Origin of the sequence: Streptomyces crystallinus (assembly GCF_039521265.1) — a bacterium.
Lineage (GTDB): Bacteria > Actinomycetota > Actinomycetes > Streptomycetales > Streptomycetaceae > Streptomyces > Streptomyces crystallinus.
Genome location: NZ_BAAACA010000014.1, coordinates 392,444 through 409,390, shown reverse-complemented (window position 1 = coordinate 409,390; position 16,947 = coordinate 392,444). Strand labels below are relative to the sequence as shown.

The 16,947-nt window shown below is 72.6% G+C and carries 15 protein-coding genes; 7 read left to right on the top strand and 8 right to left on the bottom strand.

Annotation, left to right across the window (positions count from 1 at the left end; all coding sequences use genetic code 11):
* The first annotated feature begins 88 nt into the window (after positions 1-88).
* The 4 genes from ABD236_RS12470 to ABD236_RS12455 all read left to right on the top strand — a co-directional run bounded on the left by ABD236_RS12470 (position 89) and on the right by ABD236_RS12455 (position 5,079).
* On the top strand, positions 89-409 hold the full coding sequence (locus ABD236_RS12470; RefSeq protein ID WP_344073594.1) for a hypothetical protein: 321 nt from the start codon (positions 89-91) through the stop codon (positions 407-409).
* A gap of 101 nt (positions 410-510) precedes the next feature.
* Positions 511-1,266: an SOS response-associated peptidase gene (locus ABD236_RS12465; RefSeq protein ID WP_344073592.1), complete on the top strand. Its 756-nt coding sequence runs from the start codon at positions 511-513 to the stop codon at positions 1,264-1,266.
* Positions 1,267-1,408: 142 nt separating this feature from the next.
* The gene (menE, locus tag ABD236_RS12460) at positions 1,409-2,581 is read left to right on the top strand and encodes an o-succinylbenzoate--CoA ligase (RefSeq protein ID WP_344073591.1); all 1,173 of its coding nucleotides are present in this window, start codon (positions 1,409-1,411) and stop codon (positions 2,579-2,581) included.
* 155 nt (positions 2,582-2,736) lie between these two features.
* Positions 2,737-5,079, top strand: coding sequence for an Orn/Lys/Arg family decarboxylase (locus ABD236_RS12455; RefSeq protein WP_344073590.1), 2,343 nt, complete (start codon positions 2,737-2,739; stop codon positions 5,077-5,079).
* On the opposite strand, the gene menC is transcribed toward ABD236_RS12455, so the two are convergent.
* The 6 genes from menC to ABD236_RS12425 are packed head-to-tail and all read right to left on the bottom strand — an operon-like array spanning position 5,048 to position 12,159.
* Positions 5,048-6,181 carry an o-succinylbenzoate synthase gene (gene menC / locus ABD236_RS12450; protein ID WP_344073588.1) on the bottom strand — a complete coding sequence of 378 codons (1,134 nt, stop codon included), beginning with the start codon at positions 6,179-6,181 and terminating at the stop codon, positions 5,048-5,050. The genes ABD236_RS12455 and menC overlap by 32 nt on opposite strands.
* A gap of 54 nt (positions 6,182-6,235) precedes the next feature.
* Complete coding sequence (locus ABD236_RS12445) at positions 6,236-7,030, bottom strand: SDR family oxidoreductase (protein WP_425543859.1); 795 nt, start codon at positions 7,028-7,030, stop codon at positions 6,236-6,238.
* The gene (locus tag ABD236_RS12440; protein ID WP_344073586.1) at positions 7,030-7,731 is read right to left on the bottom strand and encodes an enoyl-CoA hydratase/isomerase family protein; all 702 of its coding nucleotides are present in this window, start codon (positions 7,729-7,731) and stop codon (positions 7,030-7,032) included. Before ABD236_RS12440 ends, ABD236_RS12445 begins: the two co-directional genes overlap by 1 nt.
* A 4-nt stretch (positions 7,732-7,735) precedes the next feature.
* Positions 7,736-9,550 carry a 2-succinyl-5-enolpyruvyl-6-hydroxy-3-cyclohexene-1-carboxylic-acid synthase gene (gene menD / locus ABD236_RS12435; RefSeq protein ID WP_344073584.1) on the bottom strand — a complete coding sequence of 605 codons (1,815 nt, stop codon included), beginning with the start codon at positions 9,548-9,550 and terminating at the stop codon, positions 7,736-7,738.
* Positions 9,547-11,025, bottom strand: a complete 1,479-nt coding sequence (locus ABD236_RS12430; RefSeq protein WP_344073580.1) for a glycoside hydrolase family 88 protein — start codon at positions 11,023-11,025, stop codon at positions 9,547-9,549. Before ABD236_RS12430 ends, menD begins: the two co-directional genes overlap by 4 nt.
* Before the next feature lie 15 nt (positions 11,026-11,040).
* Positions 11,041-12,159 carry an isochorismate synthase gene (locus tag ABD236_RS12425; protein ID WP_344073578.1) on the bottom strand — a complete coding sequence of 373 codons (1,119 nt, stop codon included), beginning with the start codon at positions 12,157-12,159 and terminating at the stop codon, positions 11,041-11,043.
* Between the two features lie 372 nt (positions 12,160-12,531).
* On the opposite strand from ABD236_RS12425, the gene ABD236_RS12420 reads away from it, so the two are divergent.
* Positions 12,532-12,849, top strand: a complete 318-nt coding sequence (locus ABD236_RS12420; RefSeq protein ID WP_344073576.1) for a hypothetical protein — start codon at positions 12,532-12,534, stop codon at positions 12,847-12,849.
* Between the two features lie 110 nt (positions 12,850-12,959).
* Here the strand turns inward: ABD236_RS12420 and ABD236_RS12415 are convergent, their stop codons facing one another.
* On the bottom strand, positions 12,960-13,991 hold the full coding sequence (locus ABD236_RS12415; protein ID WP_344073575.1) for a medium chain dehydrogenase/reductase family protein: 1,032 nt from the start codon (positions 13,989-13,991) through the stop codon (positions 12,960-12,962).
* Positions 13,992-14,161: 170 nt separating this feature from the next.
* On the opposite strand from ABD236_RS12415, the gene ABD236_RS12410 reads away from it, so the two are divergent.
* Positions 14,162-14,821, top strand: a complete 660-nt coding sequence (locus ABD236_RS12410) for a TetR/AcrR family transcriptional regulator (RefSeq protein WP_344073574.1) — start codon at positions 14,162-14,164, stop codon at positions 14,819-14,821.
* 9 nt (positions 14,822-14,830) lie between these two features.
* Here the strand turns inward: ABD236_RS12410 and ABD236_RS12405 are convergent, their stop codons facing one another.
* Complete coding sequence (locus ABD236_RS12405; RefSeq protein ID WP_344073573.1) at positions 14,831-15,862, bottom strand: saccharopine dehydrogenase NADP-binding domain-containing protein; 1,032 nt, start codon at positions 15,860-15,862, stop codon at positions 14,831-14,833.
* A gap of 121 nt (positions 15,863-15,983) precedes the next feature.
* On the opposite strand from ABD236_RS12405, the gene ABD236_RS12400 reads away from it, so the two are divergent.
* Positions 15,984-16,943: a helix-turn-helix domain-containing protein gene (locus ABD236_RS12400; RefSeq protein ID WP_344073572.1), complete on the top strand. Its 960-nt coding sequence runs from the start codon at positions 15,984-15,986 to the stop codon at positions 16,941-16,943.
* The last annotated feature ends 4 nt before the right edge of the window (positions 16,944-16,947 follow it).

The following is a 16,947-nucleotide window of genomic DNA, read 5'->3' as shown; positions in this document are numbered from 1 at the left end:
TCCGACGGATTCGCCATCGCCGCATCGAATACTCCTGAAGCTTGAAAGAAAGGGCATACACATGCGAAATTCTGGGAAGCTTGCCAAGGTGGCGGTCCTCGCCGTCGCCACAGCGGGCGTGCTGGCCGTCTGCGGAGCGGGGGCACAGGCGGCGCCGGCATCGCATGCCGCGCAGGTGAGCGGCGGCAGCGTCGTGTCGACGGCGGCCGAGACCGTCGGATTCAGTGGCCGCGTCATCGAATTCCAGAGCGGTCACCTCAAGCTGGCCACCGCCGACGGAGAGGTGACCTTCGAGGTCTCGAAGGGGGCGTATCGCTACGGCCCCGCCAAGCCGGGATCCCACGCCTATGTGGCGGCTTACCGGGAGAATGGCACCTGGGTGGCCACCGCCATATTCACCTACCCGTAATTCGGGAACCCCTTTCCGCAGGAGCACCTGCTCCTGCGGAAAGGGACCGGGAACGCGTCAGGGTGATCGCGAGTCCCGCCCATGTGTGGCACGGTGGTTTCATGTGCGGCCGTTACGTCTCCACCCGCAGCCCCGAGGACCTCGTCCAGCTCTTCCAGGTCACCGACTGGCGCACCGAGGAGCGGCTGGCGCCCAGCTGGAACGTCGCGCCGATCGACGAGGTGTGGGCGGTCCTCGAGCGCGGCGCGCGCGGGAAGAGGGACGGCTCGTCGCGGGGCAGACAGCTGCGGCCCCTGCGCTGGGGTCTGGTGCCCTCGTGGGCGAAGGACGTGAAGGCGGGCGCCCGGATGATCAACGCCCGGGTGGAGACCGTGCACGAGAAGCCCGCGTTCCGCCGCGAGTTCCTCCGGCACCGCTGTCTGCTGCCCGCCGACGGCTTCTACGAGTGGCAGCAGGTCAAGGACGAGGCCACGGGCAAGGCCCGTAAGCAGCCGTACTTCATCCACCCCGAGGACGACCAGGTGATGGCGCTGGCCGGGCTGTACGCGTACTGGCGCGACCGGTCGGTCGAGCAGGACGACGACCCCGCCGCCTGGCTGGTGACCTGCACGATCATCACCACCGAAGCAACGGACGCGGCCGGGCGAGTGCACCCGCGCATGCCACTGGTGCTGACCGAGGACCACTACGACGCCTGGCTCGATCCCCACCACCAGGACCCCGACGAACTACGAGCCCTGCTGACCCAGCCCGCGGGCGGCCACCTGGACGCCCGCCCGGTGTCCCCGGCGGTGAACAGCGTACGCAACAACGGGCCGGAGCTGGTGGACGAGGTTCAAGCAGTGGGTGGGCGGTAGGGGATCCCCCGCAAGGGAGGGCGGCTGTCGCAGGGCTGGCTTGTGCGCCCAACGCCCTTTATTTCTCAGGGAGTTAGACTCGGGCGTGGAATGAGTCACGGCGTGACGGTGGGCGTCCGCAGGCGCCCGACGGGGGGCGACGATGTTGGTGACGCTGCCGTGTGACGGGTCGCCGGAGTCGACGGCCGGGCTGGTCTCGGCGGTCGGTGCCGCGTTGGAGGGTACGGGGCCCGCCGTCCTGCCGGTGGCGGCCGCCGCCGCGACGCCGTCGTTCGACGTCACCGCCGATGTGCCCGCGGGGACGGCGGCCGTCGTCGGCACCTCCGGCTCGACGAGCCACCCCAAAGGCGTGCTCCTCTCGGCGGACGCCCTGCGCGCCTCGGCCACGGCCACCCACGCCCGGCTGGGCGGACCCGGCCGTTGGCTGCTGGCACTGCCCCTCCACCATGTCGCGGGACTGCAAGTCGTGGTGAGATCGCTGCTCGCGGGGGCCGCGCCGGTCCTGCACGACCTGCGTGACGGCTTCCGCGCCGAGGCGTTCCGTCCGGCCGACTGCCGGTACACCGCCTTGGTGCCCACCCAGCTCGTCCGTCTGCTGCGCGCGGGCGGCGCGGCCACCGAGGCGCTGTGCGCCTTCGACGCGGTGCTGCTGGGCGGCGCCAGTGCGCCGCCCGAGCTCGTCGAACGGGCCCGGGCGGCCGGGGTGCGGGTGGTGACCACGTATGGGATGAGTGAGACCGCCGGGGGGTGTGTGTACGACGGGGTGCCGCTCGACGGGGTGCGTGTGCGTATCGTCGAGGGCGGGGATCGGCAGGCCGGGACAGGGGATTCGCCTGGTGCGCGGATACTCCTCGGCGGGCCCACCTTGGCCTCCGGATATCTGGGCGAGCCGGAGCTGACGGACAAGGCCTTCGCGGGTGGCTGGTTCCGTACGGACGATCTGGGGCGGTGGAGTGCCGACGGGCGTCTGGACGTGCTCGGCAGGGCCGACGACGTGGTCATCACGGGCGGGGTGAAGGTCTCCCCGGCGGTGGTGGAAGCCGTGCTGCGCGAGCAGCCCGGGGTGGGCGACGCCTGTGTCGTCGGCGTGGCCGACGGGCACTGGGGGCAGATCGTGGCCGCGGCCGTCGTGCCCGCCGAGCCAGGAGCCCTCGGGGCGGGCGCGCACGGTGAGTTGGCGGACGCCGTACGGGCCACGCTCGGAGCGGTTGCCGCGCCCAAGGCCGTACGTCTGCTGGCCGAGCTGCCCATGAGGGGTGTGGGGAAGCCGGACCGGAACGCGGTCCGCCGGCTCTTCGAGGACGGGCGCCGCTGAGCCGGCGCCGACGACTTTCGGCCAGGCGAGCCCGTGCGCCGAAGACGAGTGCGCTGTACCCGTACGGGTGGTTTACTCCCGTCACCCGCCCTCCTCCCGGTCCGCGCAGGATGCTTGCCACCCGAGCGGTCCAGCACGAGCGGATGGAGTCGGCCATGGCGAACGGTAGTGTCCTGCTGGCTTTGCGCGAGGATCCCCTCGGCGGTGGGGTGGGCGCCGAGCAACTGCGCCGGATCGGCAAGGAACTGGAGAACCGCGGCCTGGAGCTGCGCTGGGCGCGGACCTCCGAGGGCGCCTGCGCGGCCCTGCGGACCGAAGCCGGGCTGGCCGCCGCCGTGGTGGCGTGGGAGCTGCCCTGCGCCGACGGCAAACCGCCGGCTGGAGACGGCGCGGAAGGCGGTGGCGCCGCCGTACTGCGGCAGATCTCCCGCCGGTTCAAGGACCTGCCGGTCTTCGTCGTCATGGTGGAGGACTCCGAGCACGGCCTGGAGCAACTGCCCCTGTGGGTGGCCGAGACCGCCGTCGGATACATCTGGCCGCTGGAGGACACCCCCGCCTTCATCGCCGGCCGCGTCGCCCACGCGGCGCGCGCCTACGGGGAGTCCGTCCTGCCCCCGTTCTTCAAGGCGCTCCGGCGTTTCGACGACGCCCACGAATACTCCTGGCACACCCCCGCGCACGCGGGCGGGGTGGCGTTCCTGAAGTCACCGGTGGGCCGGGCCTTCTTCGACTACTACGGGGAGCGCCTCTTCCGTACGGATCTCTCCATCTCCGTAGGGGAGTTGGGTTCCCTCTTCGAGCACAACGGGCCCATCGGCGACGCGGAGCGCAACGCGGCCAGGATCTTCGGCTCCGACCGTACGTACTTCGTCCTGCACGGCGACTCCACCGCGGACCGGATGGTCGGCCACTACTGCGTCACCACCGACGAGATCGCCCTGGTGGACCGCAACTGCCACAAGTCGGTGCTGCACGGACTCGTGATCTCCGGCGCCCGCCCCGTCTACCTCGTGCCGACCCGCAACGGCTACGGTCTCGCGGGTCCGCTCCCGGCCCGCGAGACGGCGCCCGGCGCGGTGGCCGCCCGGATCGCCGCACACCCCCTGACCCCGGGGGCGGTCTCGTCCCATGCCCAGTACGCGGTGATCACCAACTCCACCTACGACGGCCTGTGTTACGACACCGTGCAGACCGCACGTGCCCTGGCGCCCAGCACACCGCGCCTCCACTTCGACGAGGCCTGGTTCGCCTACGCCCGCTTCCACCCCCTCTACGCCCGTCGCTACGGCATGGCCGTGGACGCGGACACCTTCGAGGGGGAGGAGCGGCCCACCGTCTTCTCCACCCAGTCCACCCACAAACTGCTGGCCGCCCTGTCCCAGGCGGCCATGGTGCACGTACGGTCCTCGCCGCGCGCCCCGGTCGAACACGACCGGTTCAACGAGGCGTTCATGATGCACGGCACCACGTCGCCGCTGTATCCCGCCATCGCCTCGCTCGACGTGGCCGCGGCGATGATGGACGGCCCGCAGGGTGAGTGGCTGATCACCGAGGCCGTCACCGAGGCCATCCGCTTCCGGCAGACCGTGGTGCGCACCGGGCGCCGTATCGCCGCCGCCGGTGACCGTCCGGCCTGGTTCTTCGGCGTCTGGCAGCCCGAGACCGTCCTCGACCCGGACACCGGGTCCCCTACCCCCTTCGCCGACGCCTCCCCGGCCCTGCTCGCCACCGAGCCGGGGTGCTGGGAGCTGGACCCCGACGCCGACTGGCACGGCTTCTCCGGTCTGAGCGAGGGGCAGTGCATGCTGGACCCCATCAAGGTGACGCTGACCTGCCCCGGCGTGACGGCGTCGGGCCGCGGCGAGCCGTGGGGCATCCCCGCCCGCGTCCTCACCTCCTACCTCGCCGAGCGCGGCATCGTGGTGGAGAAGACCGACACGTACACCACGCTGATCCTCTTCTCCATGGGCATCACCAAGGGCAAGTGGGGCACGCTGATGGACGCCCTGATGGACTTCAAGGCGTTCCACGACGCCGAGACGCCGCTGCGGCGGGTGCTGCCCGACCTGGTCGAGCGCCACCCCAAGCGCTATGGCCACACCACTCTGCGCGGCCTGTGCCAGGAGATGCACGAACACCTCACGCACGCCGACCTGATCGACGCCCTGGACACCGCCTTCCGCGATCTGCCCCACCCCGTCGCCCCGCCCCAGCGCTGCTACCAGCAGCTGATCCGGGGCGGCACCGAGCGACTGCGCCTGAGCGAGGCCTCGGGGCGGGTCGCCGCCGCCATGGTCACGGTCACCCCGCCCGGCATCCCCGTCCTGATGCCCGGCGAGGCGCTAGGCGCCCCCGACGGCCCGGTGCTTCGCTACCTCGGCGCCCTGGAGGCCTTCGACCGCGCCTTCCCCGGCTTCCACAGCGAGGCCCACGGCGTGGTCGTCGACGCGGACACCGGTGACTACCTCATCGAGTGCGTACGGCAGGAGAGTCCGTAGCCGTCAGTCGCGCGTGCCTGCGGGTGTGCGCGGCCAGGAAGCCCATGTCGACCTCGTACGGGACCGGCCGGTCGGGGACGGCGATCAGGCCGTGCTCGGCGCGGGTCTCCGGTGTGACGATGTCGCGGTCGAAGTACTTGTCGGAGCCGGAGTTGTCGCCGGGCAGCGTGAAGCCGGGCAGGGCGGAGAGGGCGATGTTGGCGGCGCGGCTGATGCCGAAGTCGTGCATTCCGCCGCACCAGACGGGCACGCCCGCCGCCAGACAGAGGTCATGGGCGAGGGCTGCCTCGCGCAGGCCGCCCAGCCGGGCCGGTTTGATGTTGACGACCTGGCAGCTGCCGAGTTCCAGGGCGCGCCGGGTCCGCTTGGCGGAGGTGAGGCTCTCGTCGAGGCAGAGCGGGGTGCGCAGGTTCCGCTGGAGCACGGCGTGGTCCGCCAAGTCGTCCCAGGCGAGCGGCTGTTCGATCATCATCAGGTCGAAGGCGTCGAGCTTCTGGAGGTGGGGGGTGTCCTGGAGCGTGTAGGCGCAGTTCGCGTCGACCATGAGCGGCAGGGTGGGGAAGCGGGCCCGTACGGCTTCGAGCACGTCGAGGTCCGCGCCCGGGCCGATCTTGAGTTTCACCCGGCGGTAGCCCTGGTCCACATGGCGCTGGACGGTGTCGCACAGGCGCCCCGGATCGCGGTCCATGCCGATGCTGACACCGGCCTCGACGGCGCTGCGGGCGGCGCCGCCCAGAAGCGCGGACAGCGGGCGTTCATGGGCGGCGGCCAGCAGGTTCCAGGCGGCCGTCTCAAGGCCGCCGCGGGCGAAGTTGTTGGCCTTCACCCGGGAGTAGAGCGCCGTGAACTCCTCCACGGTGTCCCACGTGTGGCCCAGTACGGAGGGTGCGAGGAAGTCGTGCAGGACGGACCACGCCGTGTCCGTGGTCTCGCCCGTGTAGTAGGGGTCCACCGGCGTGGGTGCCTCGCCCCACCCCACCAGCCCGTCCGCCTCGGCCCGGACCACCACGTGGCGCAGGGTGCCCGCGCCGTGGGTGCTGGCCCGGAAGACGTGGTTGAGGCGCAGCTCGATGACGTACAGGTCGATCTGGTCGATGCGCATACGGAAGCTCCCGCCTGGTGGACGACTGCCGTGGGGTGGAGGGGGGACGGCGGCTCACGGTCTGAGGGAGGAGCCTCCGTCCACGGTCACCGTCGTGACCGTGAGGTGCGCGGCCTGGTCGGAGGCGAGGAAGGCCACCACGGAGGCGATCTCCCGTGGATCGGCGAAGCGCCCGCGCGGGATGCCGACGCGATAGCGGTCCGGCTCGCCGTGCAGCAGGGCCTCGCGTCGCCCGGAGACATGCCAGTTGGCCCGGGACATGGCCGTCTCGGTGGTGCCCGGCGCCACGACGACGCAGCGCACACCCTGCCCCGCGAGTTCCAGCCCGAGGCAGTTGGTGAGGTAGTGGGCCGCCGCCTTGGAGGCGCCGTACAGACCCTGGCCGGTCTTGACGATGGCGGCGCTGTTCGAGCCGATGGTGACGATACGGCCGGCCCGGCGCTCCGCCATCCGCCGTCCCACCGCGCGCATGCAGTTGAACGGGCCGTGGGCGTTGACGGCGAAGACCCGCTGCCACTCCGCGTCGTCGTACTCGGTGAGCGCGGCGACCCGTCCCAGCACGCCCGCCGCGTTGACCAGGATGCCGATCGGGCCGACCGTACGCTCGACGGTGTCCACGGCCCGTTCCACCTCGGCGTGGTCGGTGACGTCCAGCCGCAGGCCGAGCGCCGACGCCCCTTGGCCGCGCAGGGTTTCCGCCAGTGCGGCAGCCCCTGCTCCGTCGATGTCGGCCGCCACCACGGCTGCCCCGGCGGCGGCGAGACAGGAGGCGACGGCGGAGCCGATGCCGCCGACCGCCCCGGTGACGAGGGCCGTGCTTCCCGCTATGCCGGTCAGTTGCATGGTCATCAGAGCCCGCCCTCCGGGCCGAAGAAGGCTTCCAAGGTGCGCATCTCGGTTTCCGTGCGCTCCAAGTCGCCGCAGAACAGCTGTAGTTGCCGCTTGAGGTACGAGGTCGTAGCGGGGTCGGCGCGAGCGGTCAGGGCGGCCACCTCGACGGCTGCCGCCCGTGCCTCGCCGCGTGGGACCAGACGTTGCAGCAGACCGATCCGGTAGGCCTCCTCGGCCGGTATCCACCGGGAGGTCAGGAGGATGTCCTTGGCGGCCGCCGGTCCGACGACACCGACCAGTCTGGCGGCCCCGATCGGGATGCCCAGCTCGGCGCCCGGGAAGCGGAAGGAGCTGCCCTCGCCTCCCACCCGGATGTCGCAGGCGGCGGCCAGCTCCGCCACGACCGCGACACACCGCCCCTCGACGGCCGCCACCACCGGCTTCGGCGCGGTGGTCACCGCCTGGTGCAGCCGGGAGAAGGCCCGCATCCGGCGCGCCCGCCCCGGCGCGTCCAGGTGTTCACGGCGGTCCGCGCCCACACCGAAGTCCTCGCCCGTGGTGGCGATGACCAGGGCCCGTACGCCGGTGTCGGCAGCCGCGTCCGCCACGGCGTCGGCGGCCCGGTCGGCCAGCGCGGTCGTCAGCGCGTTGCGGGACCCGGGCCGGTCGAGCAGAAGGGTCCGGACGCCGGGCGCCGCGCCGTCCACGATCTGGATCACGGCGTCACCCGAGCCGTTCGAGGGCGGTGGCCACGGCCTCGGCGACGGCCGAGTGGACGCACTCGTGGACCGCGACGTTCGCCTCGCGGTCGGTGCGGACGTGGATCACCGACACCCCTTGTTTTCCGACGAGTTCGGCCAGTACGGCGTCGAGCTGGCGGTGGTCGCCCGCGGAGCGGACCGTGGCGCCGTACGCTGCCGCGATGGCCGGAATGTCGGCGGACTGCGGGGTGCCGAACAGCGCCTCGAAGGTGGCGGCGGGCAGCTCGCGGGCCGGTGGGAGGAAGGAGAAGATACCGCCGCCGTGGTTGTCTACCACGACGAATGTGCAGCTCAGCCCGGCGTCCGCGGCCCCCAGCAGCGATCCGGCGTCGTGCAGGAAGGTGAGGTCGCCGAGCAGCGCGACCACAGGGTCGGTGGCGGCCGCCGCCGCGCCGAGCGCGGTGGAGACGACTCCGTCGATGCCGTTGACACCACGGTTGGACAGAACGGACGGCGGCCGGTGCCGTGGTGCGGTGAACCACTCCAGGTGGCGGATCGGCATCGAGGATCCGACGACCAGCGCCGTGTGCGAGGGCAGGGCCGCCCACAGCTGGCGCGCCACGCGCGGCTCGGTCCAGTCCCCGTAGCTGTTGAGCACCTGGTCCATGGCGCGCTGCGCGGCGGCCTCGGCAGCGGCCCAGGCGGCCCGCCAGGCGGGGGGAGCCGCGTCGGGCACCGCCTCGGCCACCGCACGGCACAGGGTGGTCGGATCGGTGCGGAGCAAAGTGTCGGTGGTGCGCTGCGGATCCCGCCAACGCCAGTCCGGGTCGACGGACAGATGCTCGACGGCCGGCTGGGCCAGCCAGTCGGCCATGACGCGGGAGGCCCAGCGTTCGCCCAGGTGCAGCACGGTCGTCGGCCGCAGCCGCTCGCGGGCCGCGGGGGCGCGCAGGATCGCGTCGGCCGCGGCCACGGTGGCGCCGTGTGGTGTACGGGCGCCCGAGCGCGGGTCGGCGAGCAGCGGCCAGCCGAGCGCGTCCGCCAGTGCCCGGACCGCTTCCGGGGCGCCGGCGCCACTGCCCGCGACGATCACACCGCGCTCCCCGGCCCGCGCCGCCAGGTCACGTACGGCCTCCGGAGGCGGGGTGGCGACACCGCGTGCGACCCGGTGCCAAGGGCCGGTGGCGCGGGCGGGCGGCAGCGGTCCCGGTGCGGCGACGAGGGGGTCGCGGAAGGCGAGGTTGAGGTGGACCGGGCCCGGTCCCGCCGGGCCGTACCCGGCCTCGGCGGCCGCCCTCGCCGCCAGCGACCGCCAGTACACCCCCTGGCCGGGCTCGGGCACGGGGAGGTCGGCGGCCCAGCGGACGGCGGACCCGTACAGCCCCGGCTGCCGCATCGTCTGCGGCGCCGCCACCTGCTGGAGCTCGGGCGGCCGGTCGGCGGTGCACACCAGCATCGGCACTCCGCCGAGATCGGCCTCGGCGACGGCCGGGTGCAGTTCGGCCGCCGCCGTGCCGCTGGTCGTGAGGACCAGCGGCACCCTTCCGGTGCGGCGGGCGAGGCCCAGCGCGAAGAAACCCGCCGAGCGCTCGTCGAGCCGGATGTGCAGCCGCAGCCTGCCGTCGGCGGCGAGCGCCAGGGCGAGCGGTGTCGACCGGGAGCCGGGTGAGACCACCGCGTCGGTGACCCCGAACCGTACCCACTCGTCGACCAGGGTGGCGGCGAAGGTGGCCTGGACGCGTCCGGCATCCGACTCCGCGACGGCGCTCCCGGTGGCGGCGGGCGAGGCCGCGGCCGGGCCGACGCGCCTGGGGGGAGAGGTCTCGGAGATCTTCATGGCCGGGTCCAGTCCGCCAGCGTGCCCAGCCGGACCAGGGCGGCGCCGAGCTGCCCCATCAGGCCGTTGCCGACTCCGGAGAGCATGCGGTAGCCGCCGCGTTGCAGTTCCTCGCCGCCCTTGTTCGAGGGTGAACCACCCGTCAGCCAGCCGTCGTCGGTCAGATGGCGCTCGGTGAGCACCTGCCAGGTCTCCAGCGCCGCCGCGCCCTCGCGGTCGGGGTCGAACCGGCCCTGCTCGGTGCCCAGGGCCAGTGCCGCCGCGATCCCCGCCGACCCGCAGGTCTCGGTGCCGGTCTGCGGCTCCCCCAGGAAGCAGTCCCAGATGCCCTCGGGGGTGCGGCGGGAGAGGACCAGGGCCGCGACGCGCCGGGCCTCCTCCCACAGCCCGGCGGTGTCCGCCCGCTCGCCGAGCTCGGTCAGCGTGCGTACCAGACCCAGCAGATACCAGGCGTACGCGCGGGCCCAGTTGCGGTAGACGCGGGAGCCGTCCGGGAGCAGACGCAGGTAGAGGTCCCCGCCCCTGCACAACCTGGCCTGGCGCAGCCGCAGTTGCCGCAGGGCGCTCTCGCGCAGCGGGGCGTCGGTGGTCCGCGCGATCACCGCCATGGGGTAGGCGACGGTGTACGAGCCTTCGGCGGTCGTCGGCGCGTCCTTGACGCACCCTTCGTCGTCGGCCCGGACCCGCCAGGACTCCACGGCCCGGGCGAGCGCCGGGTCGAGCGGGTTGCGCTTGGCCAGGACCGCGTACGGGAGCGTGGCCTCGATCCCGTAGAGCCGGTGGTCGGCCGGGCGGCCGCGCGGATCCTCGTAGCGCAGGGTGCCGTCGGGGAAGTAGACGGCGAGGTGGTCCGCGAGGGCGCGGCGCGCCCGGCCGTCCCCGGGGAACGTGACGGTCAGGTCGTACAGGGCGTCCAGGACACACCCCTCCATCCAGCCGAACGGCTGAAGGCTGCCGATGCCGGTCAGGGTGCGGTGGAGTGCGGTGGCGGGGGCGGCCGGGCCGGGCTCGCCGTCGAGGAGCAGGACGGGACGGCGCTCGGGGGGTGCCTTGGGGCCCGCGAAGATCCACAGTGTCGGCGGCGAGTCGTCGGCGAAGTCCCGGTCGTGCGGCGGCGGTTCGGACAGGCTCAGCGACACACCTTCCGCGAGAGCGAGCCGTGTCGCCTCCCGGTCCAGGGGTGCGTCGTAGGGCTGGTGGCAGTCGGGGTAGCGGATGTCGTAGGCCGCGAGGGGCCGGTTCGTCTTCGCCGAGCGTACGTGTACGCGTACGGCTCCCCGTAGATCGCAGGCGACCGTCAGCCGCAGGCGCCCCTCGGCGGCAGCCACTCCCGTGGGCGGCTCCAGGACGGTGGGGCCGCCCTGCGAAGGGGTGGCGACCGGGACGACCGACCAGTCCAGAGGGGTTCGCCTATCGGCCGGGAAAGGGAGGTCCGGGGCGTGCGCACCGGAGAATTCGGCAGTGGTCGATGCCATGACTCACTCCTCCGGTCAGGGCGCGATGAGCGCGGGCAGCAGGGCGTCGAGTTTCGCGCGGGTCTCCGCCAGTTCTTCGGCGGGATCCGAATCGGCCACGATGCCGCTTCCCGCGAAGACCGTCGCGTGTGCCCCGTCTATTTCGGCGCAGCGGATGGTCACGCACAAACACCCGTTGTCCTCCGCGTCTACCCAGCCGAGCGCGCCACCGTAAAGGCCGCGGTCCCAGTCCTCGACGCGGTCGATCACTTCATAGGCCGCGTCACGCGGCCAGCCGCAGACGGCGGGGGTCGGATGCAGGGAATCCGCCAGTTCCAGGAAAGGCGGGTGATCCGGCTTCAGTTCGACCGTCAGATGCGTCATGAGATGCTGCACATTGGCGAGTTTGAGGATCTGTGGTTCTTTCGCGACCTGCACGCTGAGTGCGTGCGGTGCGAGCGTTTCCAGCACCATGTCGCGCAGAATGCGGTGTTCCTGCTGGTTCTTGGGGGACTCCACGAGCCAGCGGGCGAGCTCGCGGTCCGCCGCCTCGTCACCGCCGCGGCGGACCGTGCCGGCCAGGGCCTTGGACTCCACATACCGTCCCTGCTTGGAGAGCAGCAGTTCGGGGCTGGCTCCGACCAGGCCGAACGCGGAGAAGAGATAGGCGCCGGGGAAGGTCTGCGCCAGCCTGCCGAGAACCTGCGGAGGTTGGATGACGGCGTCGGTGACCACCTCGACCCGCCGGGCGAGCACCGCCTTGCGCAGCTCGCCGCGCCGTACGGCACCGGCCACGTCGGCGACGTTCCCGCACCATTCCTCGGGCTGCTCGACCGGCCGCAAGGAATAGGTCCGTGCCGCACGGTCCGGCTTCGGTGGAGGGCCCAGGGAATCGAGGAGCATACGGTGGTCGCAGCCGGGTTCCAGACGCAGGGTGCGTTCCGGAACGGCGAGCCTGACGGGTTCGCCGCGCCGGAAGGGAAAGGCGACGAAACCGACGCCGTCCCCGTCCCGTAAGAGGTCGGAAACGTCCTGGCCGGGGCGGACGGAATACTCGGCCACCTGCTCGACTCCGAGCAGTGAGAGATCTGGTGAGGAGAACAGGATGTGCTGGTCGCCGGTGAATTGAATCGCCGCGCGGGCAGCGTCGGACAAGCTCGGCACAACAACCCCCGTGAGTGAGCCGAAATGCGCTGTGGCCGCTCTTGCCGGTCAGCGAGATTCCTCAGCCGCAGCGAACACCCGGATCGAGCGTGGCCGCGTCGTCGCGACGGAGTCAAGGGTGATTTCGCGCCAGGCCGCACCATGGCCGGTCGACCCGGCAGCGGCCTTTGGGGCTCTCACCAGCTAGAGGTTCGTTCTAGAAAGCTGTTCCATTCAGATGGGCCGCTGAGCATACTCGGCTCACAATGTGCGCTCGCCGCGGTGTCCACCCGGGTGGGGGAGCGGGGTGGTTGGTATCCCCGTCGCGGGGCATTCCAAGAGGATGCCCCTGGCACCCGCGGGGGCCCGCACGCAGGAGTGTTCATGACCGACTACGTCATCACGGTGCCGGGCACGTTCGTGCACGGCGTCACCGACGCCCAGCGTTCCGAGGTGGAGCGGCGGCTGCGGCCGCAGGACCCGGCCAACACCGACTTCGGGGAGAACGAGGAGCTGAGCCTGCTGACCGTCCAGGAGGGCGACATGTTCTCCGTCCGCCTGGAAGTGGAGGCCGCCAGCCGCAGCGAGGCCGAGGCGAACGCGGTGCGGCTGGTCTCGGCCGCCCTGCGCGACAGCGGATTCACCGAGGACGACGCCCCCTTGGGGCCCGCCGCCGTCACGGGGATCGACCGCGAGTTCTGAGCGGGCCCTCCACGAACGGACGCGGGAGGCCGGCGCCGTCCGTGTGAACCCGTCCTGCGGGGCCGGGTGCGGCACGTACCGGCTTCGGCAGGGGTCCGCCCGCCACCGCTTCAGGGTGTCAGGACGACCTTGCCGCTGGCCGTGCCGGACTCCGCCAGACGCAGGGCCTCGGCGGCCCGGGCGAGCGGGAGTCGCGCGGCGATACGGGCGTTCACGTCGCCCCGGGCCACGGCCGCGAACACCTCGGTGAGGTCGGCCCGCAGGCGGGCGCGGAAGCGGTCCTTGCCGAGGGCGCGCCCGGCCCAGATGTTGTAGAAGTAGGCGCGGCGGCCGTTGGGCAGGGTGTTCCAGAGCCAGGTGCGGGTGAGGATCTTCAGCACGGGCAGCTGCTTGGACCCGCTGTCGTCGCGGGTGGAGGCGCTGCCGTACGCGACGAGCGTGCCGCCGGGGGCGAGCAGCCGCCAGGAGTCGATCACGCTGCGCCCGCCGACGTGGTCGAAGACCGCGTCCACCCCGCCCGGCGCCAGCTCCCGGACCCGGGCCGCCACCTTTCCCGTGCGGTAGTCGACCGGGGTCACGCCGAGCTCGCGCAGGGCCTCGTGGTGGCGCTCCGACGCCGTGCCGATCACCTCGGCACCGGCCGCCCGCGCCAACTGGGCCAGGACGGAGCCCACTCCGCCGCCGGCGCCGTGCACCAGGACGGTCTGCCCGGCGCGCACCCGCGCCCGGCGGTGCAGCATCTGCCAGGCCGTGATGCCGTTGACCACCACGGTCTCCGCCTGCGCCGCCGTGAGGGTGTCCGGGACGAGCACGGCGTCCTCGGCGTCGGTCACCACGTGGCTGGCCCAGCCGCCGACCTTCACCAGCACGGCCACCCGTCGGCCGGCCAGGCCGGGGTCGACGCCCTCTCCGATGGCCTGGACACGGCCCACCAGGTCGTAGCCGGGCACGAAGGGGAAGGGCGGCTGGTCGTAATAGCGGCCCCGGCGCATCTGCTGCTCGGCGAAGGAGACGCCGCTCGCCTCCATCGCGATGAGGATCTGCCCCCGGCCGGCCCGCGGCACGGCTCCGTGGCGGATCTCCAGGCCCTCCGGCGCGACGATGCCCGGCAGGACGACCTCGGTCAGGCGCTCGCTGGTCATGGTGACCCCTCTCGGTAGCTGCTCAGTGGAAGAAGCTGTTGTGTTCGTTAGAAGTTATAACTGGCAGCTTCGGTGAGAGTCAAGAGGGAAAGTGATAGCCTCTAACTGGAGGGTGAGGGTGTCGGCCCGTAACCCGTGAAGCGCAGGAACCGGCAGCTCAGGAGGCGTACGTGGCTGAGTCGGACGCGAGGACTCCGCGGGAGCGCTATCGCGCCCAGGTGCGCGAGGAGATCAAGAAGCACGCGTGGGAGCAGATCGCCGCCGCCGGGGCCTCGGCGCTGTCCCTCAACGCCATCGCCAAGCAGATCGGGGTGAGCGGCCCCGCGCTCTACCGCTACTACGCCAACCGGGACGAGCTGATCACCGAGCTCGTCAAGGACGCCTACCGCAGCCTCGCCGACGCCTTCCGCGCCCGCGCCGCCACCGGCGCCGACCTGGCCGAACTCGCCCGCGCCCTGCGGGAGTGGGCCCTGGCCGACCCTCAGCGGTACTTCCTGGTCTATGGCACCCCGGTCCCCGGGTACCGGGCGCCCGAGGACACCACCGCGATCGCCTCCGAGATCATGGACGTCCTCCTCGGCGCCTGCGCCGCCGTCGCGCCGGAAGCCGCGGCGGCTTCCCTGGACGACCAGCTGGACGGCCACCTCGCCGAGCACCGGACCTGGGCGCCCGAACACCGGGTCGCGCCCTCGGCGCTGAGCCGCGCCCTGCTGTTCTGGAGCAGGCTCCACGGCGTACTGTCCCTGGAACTCGCGGGCCACTTCACCGGGATGGGGCTCGACCCCGCGGAGCTCTACGCGGCCGAGACGCGAGCCCTCACCGCTCCGTGAGGACGGGTTCTACTCGCCCAGCTCGACCGAGATGTGCGGGGCGAGGGCGCGCAGGAAGTCGGGCGCGTCGAAGAGAGCGCCGGCCGGGGCCACCCCGAGCGTCCTGGTCCGTCCGGTCAGGACGCGGTGCACCGCTTCGACCGCGAGGGGTGCGCTGACGGCGTAGATGTCCTGGCCCCTCGCCACGGCGCGCCGCTCGCGGCCGCCGGAGCGCACCACGACGTCGACCAGGAAGGTCTGCGCGGACCGGCCGTCCTCGTCGACGGCGACGGGCGCCGGGGAGTCCGGGGCGAGCACGTCCCTGACCGCGTCGACCGTCATGTACGTGCTGAACTCGGCCACGGACAGATGGGCCGGGGCGGTGACGACATCGGCCGTCAGGAACTCCCCGATCACCGTCCTGGCGCCCAGCGGGTCGGGGAAGACCCAGTCCAGCGTGGGCGCGCTGTCGTCGCGGTACTCCATCCGCCCCTCGGCGAAGCGCAGGCGCCGGCCGCCGCGCCGCGCCCGGGAGACCGCGCTCGCCGCACGTGTCCCCGCCGTCGGGTGCCAGCTGTCCAGCGCGTACGCGATGTGCGCCTCGTCCGCGCTCTCCCAGTCACCCATCGCGGCGGTGACCAGCAGGTCGCCGAGCCCGCCGTAGAAGGCCATCGCGGGCACCACCACCGCTCCGGCGGCAGCGGCCCGGTCGGAGAAGTGCGCGAAGGTGTCGAGCGAGGCCTCGACCTCGCCCGCCACGTCCACGTACGGGATCCCCGCGCGCAGCGCCGCCTCGATGAGCGGGGCGGCCGTCGTGGCGAAGGGCCCCGCGCAGTTGATCACGGCCGCCGCACCGGAGAGCGCGCGGTCCAGCACATCCGGATCGTCGACCGTCGCCGGCCGCACCTCGAGCCCGTGCGCGGAGACGGCCAGCGCCTTCAGCTTCTCGGTGTCCCGCCCGGACAGCACCGGTACGAACCCGCGCTCCCGCACCTGAGCCACCACGAACCTGCCGGTGTGTCCGTACGCGCCGTACACGACCACCATCTGCCCCGCCACCATGGGTTTCTCCTCCTGTGAGGCCCGCGGCGAGCGCCCCGGACCGATCGACGACGACCATCCTGGCGCGGGTGATCACTCGTCCGTGAGTGTCTGGAACGACATGACCCGTACACTTCCGGACATGACGACGGTCGCGCTGGCAGTCACCGACGGGATGCTGCACTTCGAACTCTCCGTGGCGTACGAGATCTTCGGCTCCGCCCCTGACAGCGTCTCGGTCCCCTGGTACGAGATGGCGGTCTGCGGGAGCGGCGCGGTGCGGCTGGGCCGGTTCGTGCTGGAACCCGACCACGGCCTCGACCGGCTCCGCGAGGCCGACACGGTGATCGTCCCCGGCTGGGTCGACGTCGACGTGGAGCCGCCCGCCGACCTGGTCGAGGCGGTGCGCACGGCGCACGAGGCGGGCGCGCGGGTGGCGTCCCTGTGCACGGGCGCGTTCGTCCTGGCCGCGGCCGGACTGCTGGACGGGCGGCGCGCCACCACGCACTGGGCGCACACCGACGCCCTGGCCGCGCGCTGGCCCCGGGCCCAGGTCGACCCGGACGTGCTCTACGTCGACAACGGCAGCGTCCTCACCTCCGCGGGCAAGGCCGCCGCGCTGGACCTGTGTCTGCACCTGGTCCGCCGCGACCACGGCTCGTCGGTCGCCAACGCCGTGGCGCGCCGCCTGGTCGTGCCGCCGCACCGCTCGGGTGGCCAGGCCCAGTTCGTCACCACGGCGGTCCCGGCCCGCGAAGACCATCCGCTGACCGCCCTGCTGCCCTGGGTGCTGGAGCGCCTCGACCGCCCCCTGACGGTGGAGGACCTGGCCCGCCGCGCCCGTATGAGCTCCCGCAACCTCACCCGCCACTTCCACGCGGCGACCGGCACCACCCCGTTGCAGTGGCTGCTGACCCAGCGGATCCGCCGCGCCCAGGAACTCCTGGAGCGGACGGACGACAGTGTCGACTCCATCGCGACAGCCACGGGCATGGGCACGGCCACGACCCTGCGCCGCCACTTCAACCGCACGGTGGGGGTGCCACCGGACGCCTATCGACGGACTTTCCGGCTGCGGGAGCGCGCCGGCGCGGGGCGGTAGTCCG

Coding starts and splice junctions, on each gene's coding strand:
- ABD236_RS12430 (WP_344073580.1), bottom strand. CDS start 11,025: ATGGCATCGACCACTGCCGAATTCTCCGGTGCGCACGCCCCGGACCTC.
- menD (WP_344073584.1), bottom strand. CDS start 9,550: ATGAAGATCTCCGAGACCTCTCCCCCCAGGCGCGTCGGCCCGGCCGCG.
- menE (WP_344073591.1), top strand. CDS start 1,409: ATGTTGGTGACGCTGCCGTGTGACGGGTCGCCGGAGTCGACGGCCGGG.
- ABD236_RS12455 (WP_344073590.1), top strand. CDS start 2,737: ATGGCGAACGGTAGTGTCCTGCTGGCTTTGCGCGAGGATCCCCTCGGC.
- ABD236_RS12405 (WP_344073573.1), bottom strand. CDS start 15,862: ATGGTGGCGGGGCAGATGGTGGTCGTGTACGGCGCGTACGGACACACC.
- ABD236_RS12465 (WP_344073592.1), top strand. CDS start 511: ATGTGCGGCCGTTACGTCTCCACCCGCAGCCCCGAGGACCTCGTCCAG.
- ABD236_RS12415 (WP_344073575.1), bottom strand. CDS start 13,991: ATGACCAGCGAGCGCCTGACCGAGGTCGTCCTGCCGGGCATCGTCGCG.
- menC (WP_344073588.1), bottom strand. CDS start 6,181: ATGCGCATCGACCAGATCGACCTGTACGTCATCGAGCTGCGCCTCAAC.
- ABD236_RS12445 (WP_425543859.1), bottom strand. CDS start 7,030: ATGACCATGCAACTGACCGGCATAGCGGGAAGCACGGCCCTCGTCACC.
- ABD236_RS12400 (WP_344073572.1), top strand. CDS start 15,984: ATGACGACGGTCGCGCTGGCAGTCACCGACGGGATGCTGCACTTCGAA.
- ABD236_RS12420 (WP_344073576.1), top strand. CDS start 12,532: ATGACCGACTACGTCATCACGGTGCCGGGCACGTTCGTGCACGGCGTC.